Origin of the sequence: Polaribacter marinaquae (assembly GCF_038019025.1) — a bacterium.
GTDB classification, from domain to species: Bacteria; Bacteroidota; Bacteroidia; order Flavobacteriales; family Flavobacteriaceae; genus Polaribacter; species Polaribacter marinaquae.
In genome coordinates this window covers 1,798,945-1,805,454 of the sequence record NZ_CP150496.1, presented here as the reverse complement: position 1 = coordinate 1,805,454, position 6,510 = coordinate 1,798,945, and the positions used below count along the sequence as shown (strand labels likewise).

General features: G+C 30.5%; 3 protein-coding genes. All 3 read left to right on the top strand.

What is annotated here, in order from left to right; all coding sequences use genetic code 11:
- Positions 1 to 10: 10 nt before the first annotated feature.
- The 3 genes from WG950_RS08235 to ileS all read left to right on the top strand — a co-directional run bounded on the left by WG950_RS08235 (position 11) and on the right by ileS (position 6,508).
- Positions 11 to 928 carry a PorP/SprF family type IX secretion system membrane protein gene (locus tag WG950_RS08235; RefSeq protein ID WP_079737939.1) on the top strand — a complete coding sequence of 306 codons (918 nt, stop codon included), beginning with the start codon at positions 11 to 13 and terminating at the stop codon, positions 926 to 928.
- Positions 929 to 944: 16 nt separating this feature from the next.
- Positions 945 to 2,918 carry an OmpA family protein gene (locus WG950_RS08230; protein WP_340931575.1) on the top strand — a complete coding sequence of 658 codons (1,974 nt, stop codon included), beginning with the start codon at positions 945 to 947 and terminating at the stop codon, positions 2,916 to 2,918.
- Between the two features lie 113 nt (positions 2,919 to 3,031).
- Positions 3,032 to 6,508 (top strand): isoleucine--tRNA ligase, encoded by a 3,477-nt coding sequence (gene ileS, locus WG950_RS08225; protein ID WP_340931574.1) that lies wholly within the window; start codon positions 3,032 to 3,034, stop codon positions 6,506 to 6,508.
- The last annotated feature ends 2 nt before the right edge of the window (positions 6,509 to 6,510 follow it).

Here is a 6,510-nt window from a genome sequence, read left to right as displayed (position 1 = left end):
GGCAATAAAAATGAAAAAATTAATTGTAATAATTACAGTGCTATTATTTACTGTTTCTGTAAAAGCACAACAAGACCCTCAGTATACACAATATATGTATAACATGAATATCATAAACCCAGCTTATGCTGGGTCATATGATGTTCTAAGTGTAAATCTTTTAGGTAGATCACAATGGGTTGGTATAGACGGAGCACCAAGAACATTAACATTAGGGATAAATTCTCCAGTAGGTAAAAATGTTGGTTTAGGCTTTTCTGTTATTGTAGACGAAATAGGTCCGGTAGAAGAACAAAATGTATACGGAGATTTTTCTTACACATTAAAAGTGGGTGAAAATGCAAATTTAGCTTTAGGTATTAAAGCAGGCTTTACGTTTTTTAATGTTTGTTTGCCGTGTTTAAACACTGTAAATGATAATGATCAAGCATTTATAAATCAGAATGCAAATAAAATTTTACCAAACTTAGGCGCAGGTGCATTTTATTATACCGATAAGTTTTATGCAGGTTTATCAATACCAAATCTTTTACAAACATTTCATTTCGAAAAAGAAGGTGGTCAAGTAACAAGAGCATCAGAAAGAAAACACTTTTTTTTAACAACAGGTTATGTTTTCGATTTATCTGATGATGTTAAATTAAAACCATCTACGATGGTAAAGGCTGCAGAAGGTGCACCATTATCAATAGATTTTTCTGGAAATGTACTTTTATATGACAAATTAGAATTTGGGCTTTCTTACAGATTAGATGAATCTGTTTCTGCATTAATAAATGTAAGAGCATCAAAAAGTTTAAGAATAGGTTATGCTTATGATTATACATTAACAAACTTGGGTAATTTTAACTCTGGTTCGCATGAAGTTTTTGTGCTATTTAATTTCGATTTTGAAAGAAATAAAATTAAATCTCCAAGATTCTTTTAGTTTTAACACAACAATTATGAAAAAAACAATACAAATTACAATCGTACTTTTATTTAGTTCTTTAACCATACTTGGGCAAACTAAAGAAACTAAAAAAGCAGATACTTACTTTGAAAACTTATCTTATGTTTTTGCTGCAGAAGCTTATGAGAAATTAGCATCAGAAAATGCAACAGAGCATGTTTTGCAAAGACTTGCAGATAGTTATTATTTTAATGTGAATATGCAAAATGCCTCGAGTGCTTATGAGCGTTTATTTAATAAGTACCCTAATCAATCCCCAGAGCACATTTTTAGATATGCGCAAACCTTAAGAAGTGTTGGTAAATTTGATGCATCTAATTTATGGATGAAAAAATTTCATGAACAAAAGCAAAATGATTCTAGAGGAGAAAACTTTACAAACAAAGAAGTAACCTTAGATGAATTAAAAAACGGAAAACCAAATTTTACAGTAGTTAACCAAAGAAGTATCAATACAAAATATTCAGATTTTGGAGTGACTGACTACGGTAATACAATTTTATTTTCTTCACCAAGAGAAAGAAATTTATTTGTAAAAAGAAGCCATACAAGAAACGATAAATATTTTCTAGATATTTTTAAAGTTGTTAAAGAAAAAATTACAACTGTAGAAGGAGATGATTCTGAAGTGAGACCAATGTTTTCTGATGAGGTAAACTCTAAATATCACGAATCTTCTGTTAGTTTTTCTCCGGATAAAAAAACAATGTATTTTACAAGAAACAATTATGTAGCAGGTAAATATAAAGTTGACAAAGAAGGGTATAATAATTTAAAAATTTTAAAAGCAGAATGGAACTACAATAAATGGGATAACGTAGTAGAATTACCATTTAATAGTAGCGAATATTCTGTGGGTCATCCATCTGTTAGTAAAGATGGTAAAAAATTATATTTTGTTTCTGATATGCCTGGTGGAGTTGGAGGTACAGATATTTATGTGGTAGAAATTAAAGAAAATGGTGGCTTTGGCGAAGTTCAGAATTTAGGAACTACCGTAAATACAGAAGGTAGAGAAATGTTTCCTTTTATTTCTGATGACGATGTACTATATTTTTCTTCGGATGGTCATTTTGGTATAGGAGCTTTAGATATTTTTTCAACAAAAAAAGAAAATGGAACATACACCAAGCCAGAAAATTTAAAAGCACCAGTAAATTCTAAATTAGATGATTTTGCTTTTTCTATCAATTCAATTACAAAAAAAGGATATTTATCTTCTAATAGAGAAGGTGGTTTAGGAGATGATGATATTTATGCTGTAGAATCGCTTATCGAGCCAGAATTTACACCATGCGTACAAATTGTTTCAGGTTTTGTAAAAGATAAGAAATTTCATAATATTTTACCCGGCGCTAAGCTTGTTTTAAAAGACGATAAAGGCGAAATTATAGAAGAAATTTATGCAGACGCAAATGCAAAATTTACATTTAGCTTGCCATGTAATAAAAAATATACTTTAAAAGCAACAAAAGAGTATTCCCAACCAGATACTGTATCTTTTGATACTACATCAGATAAAACAGTAGATTTAAAATTAGATTTTGATTTAAAAGTTATATCAGACTTTACTTATAACGAAAGAGGAGAATTGATAATTAAAATTAGACCAATTTATTTTGATTATAACAAATCTAACATTAGAGAAGATGCTGCAATAGAGTTAGATAAAATTGTTAAAATCATGAAAAAATATGAAAAACTAGTAATTAGATCTAGTTCTCATACAGATGCTAGAGGTAATGAAGCATACAATGAAGCGTTATCAGATAGAAGAGCAAAATCTTCTGTAGCTTATATAATTAATAAAGGAATTTCTAATTATAGAATTTCTGGAAAAGGCTTCGGAGAAACAAGATTGGTTAACAATTGTGTAGATAATAATAGCCATACAAATACTGTTAAATGCTCAGAAGAACAACATCAAGCAAATAGAAGAACAGAGTTTGTTATCATAAAAATGTAGCTAAAAATACAAACAAATTAGAAGAGCCTTTAATTAGGCTCTTTTTTTTTGCCATAAATCTAAGAATTACAAGAAAATGATTAATTTCGCATTCTTATAAGAAAAGAAAGAAAATGAGCGCGAAATTTCCTGAATATAAAGGTCTTGACTTACCAAAAGTTGCAGAAGAAATTCTTAACTACTGGGAAGAAAATAACATATTTGAAAAAAGTGTAACAACAAGAGAAGGTGCAGAACCTTTTGTATTCTTCGAAGGACCACCGTCTGCAAATGGTCTTCCAGGAGTTCACCATGTTTTAGCACGTGCTATTAAAGATATTTTTCCACGTTACAAAACCATGAAAGGTTACCAAGTGAAGCGAAAAGCTGGTTGGGATACGCATGGTCTACCTATAGAATTAGGTGTAGAAAAAGAGTTAGGCATCACAAAAGAAGATATTGGTAAAAAGATTTCTGTAGAAGATTATAACGCGGCATGTAGAAAAGCAGTAATGCGTTATACAGATATTTGGAATGATTTAACGCAGAAAATGGGTTATTGGGTAGATATGGAAGATCCATACATTACCTACGAACCTAAATATATGGAGTCTGTTTGGTGGTTGTTAAAAGAAATCTACAGTAAAAAGTTAATTTACAAAGGATATACAATACAGCCATATTCGCCAAAAGCTGGTACAGGATTAAGTTCTCACGAGTTAAATCAACCCGGAACTTACCAAGATGTAACAGATACAACTATTGTTGCACAATTTAAAGCAATAGAAAGTACATTGCCAGAATTTTTACAAAATGAAGGTGCAATTAACTTTATTGCTTGGACAACAACACCATGGACATTGCCAAGTAATACAGCATTAACTGTTGGCCCAAAAATAGAATACGTTTTAGTAGATACTTATAACCAGTATACATTTAAACCAACAAAAGTTGTGTTGGCTAAGAAATTAGTTGGTAAACAATTTGGTGGTAAAAACAATGTTGAAGTTGAAACATTAGAAGAGTTAAAAGCATACAATGCTGGTGATAAAAAGATTCCTTTTTACATTGTTAAAGAATTTGTTGGTAAAGATTTAGTTGGTATTAAATACGAGCAATTATTAGATTACGGTTGTAAGTTTGAAAACAAACAAGACGCTTTTAGAATAATTTCTGGAGATTTTGTAACCACAGAAGATGGTACAGGTATTGTACATACTGCACCTACTTTTGGTGCCGATGATGCTTTAGTAGCAAAACAAGCTTCACCAGAGATTCCGCCTTTATTAATAAAAGACGAGAATGATAATTTAGTTCCTTTAGTAGATTTACAAGGTAGATTTAGAAAAGAAATTAAAGATGATATTTATGGTTTTGCAGGAGAATATGTAAAAGCAGAGTATTTAAATGAAAAAGATTTAGAAGAAGAATTAAAAATTCAGAAAGAGAATTTAACAGAAGTTCTAAAAAATCAAGATAAATATTTATCTGTAGATGAACGTTTAGGGCTAAAGTTAAAGAATGAAAATAAAGCTTTTAAAGTAGAAAAATACAAACATAGTTATCCTAATTGCTGGCGTACAGATAAACCAATTTTATATTATCCATTAGATTCTTGGTTTATTAAAGTAACAGATGTAAAAGATAAAATGCACTCGTTAAACAAAACCATTAATTGGAAACCAGAATCTACAGGTACTGGCCGTTTTGGTAATTGGTTGGCAAATGCAAACGATTGGAATTTATCTAGATCTCGTTATTGGGGAATTCCGTTACCAATCTGGAGAACAGAAGATGGTAAAGAAGAAATTTGTATTGGTTCTGTAAAAGAATTAAAACAAGAAATGGCAAAAGCTATAGAAGCTGGCGTTTTAGCAAAAGATATTTTCGAAGATTTTGAAGTTGATAACAATTCTGATGAAAACTATGCGAAATTAGATTTACACAAAAACATTGTAGATCAAATTACTTTAGTTTCTGCTTCTGGGCAACCAATGAAAAGAGAAAGCGATTTAATAGATGTTTGGTTCGATTCTGGTTCTATGCCTTATGCTCAATGGCATTATCCGTTCGAAAATAAACAGAAAATTGATGGTAACGAATCTTTTCCGGCAGACTTTATTGCAGAAGGAGTAGACCAAACAAGAGGTTGGTTTTATACGTTACATGCAATTGCAACAATGGTTTTTGATTCTGTAGCTTATAAAAATGTTGTTTCTAACGGATTAGTTTTAGACAAAAACGGACATAAAATGTCTAAACGTTTAGGTAATGCAACAGATCCTTTTACAACATTATCAACATACGGTGCAGATGCAACACGTTGGTACATGATTTCTAATGCAAATCCTTGGGACAATTTAAAATTTGATTTAGACGGTATAGAAGAGGTGAAGCGTAAATTCTTCGGTACACTTTACAACACCTATTCATTCTTTACTTTATATACAAATATTGATGGTTTTGCATACAAAGAAGACGATATCGCTTTAGATAATAGACCAGAATTAGATAGATGGATTTTATCTGAATTACATACATTAATTGCAAAAGTAGATAAGTTTTATTCAGAATACGAGCCAACAAGAGCTGCAAGAGCAATATCAGACTTTACACAAGATTATTTAAGTAACTGGTATGTGCGTTTAAGTAGAAGAAGGTTTTGGAAAGGAACTTACGAAACAGATAAAATTTCTGCATATCAAACATTGTATACTTGTATGAATACAATTGCTAAGTTAAGTGCGCCAATTGCTCCGTTTTTTATGGATCGATTGTATCAAGATTTAAATTCTGTAACAGGTAAAGAATCATCAGAAAGTATTCATTTATCAGATTTCCCAAAATTCGACGAAAGCTTCGTAGATAAGAGTTTAGAACGTAAGATGGAAAATGCACAAACAATATCTTCTTTAGTTTTATCATTAAGAGCAAAAGAAAAGATAAAAGTGCGTCAACCATTACAAAAAATTATGATTCCGGTTGATACTGCGCAACAAAAAGAAGAAATCTTAGCAGTAGCCAACTTAATTAAAAATGAAGTAAACGTAAAGGAGATTACTATTTTAGACGATGCTTCAGATATTTTAATCAAACAAATTAAGCCAAACTTTAAAGCTTTAGGGCCAAAATTTGGTAAAGATATGCGTTTTATTGCGGCAGAAGTGCAAAAATTTAACCAAGAAGATATTAACAAAATAGAAAAAGATAAAAACATTTCTCTTGACGTTAATGGAAAAAATATTACTTTAGAACTTTCAGATGTAGAGATATCATCTAAAGATATAGAAGGTTGGTTGGTTGCAAATGAGGGGTCGTTAACAGTTGCTTTAGATGTTACAATAACGGAAGAGTTACGTAAAGAAGGAGTTGCCAGAGAGTTGGTAAATAGAATTCAGAATGCACGTAAAGACACAGGTTTAGAAGTAACAGATAAAATAAAATTAACGGTTTTAAATTTCGAAAACTTACAAAAATCTATTTTAGATAATAAAGACTACATTATGAGTGAAACATTAACCAAAGAATTGGTTTTTGTAGACGAGTTAACTAATGGTACAGAAATTGAATTTGATACCATTAAAAGTAGAATATTAATAGAAAAAATGTAAGA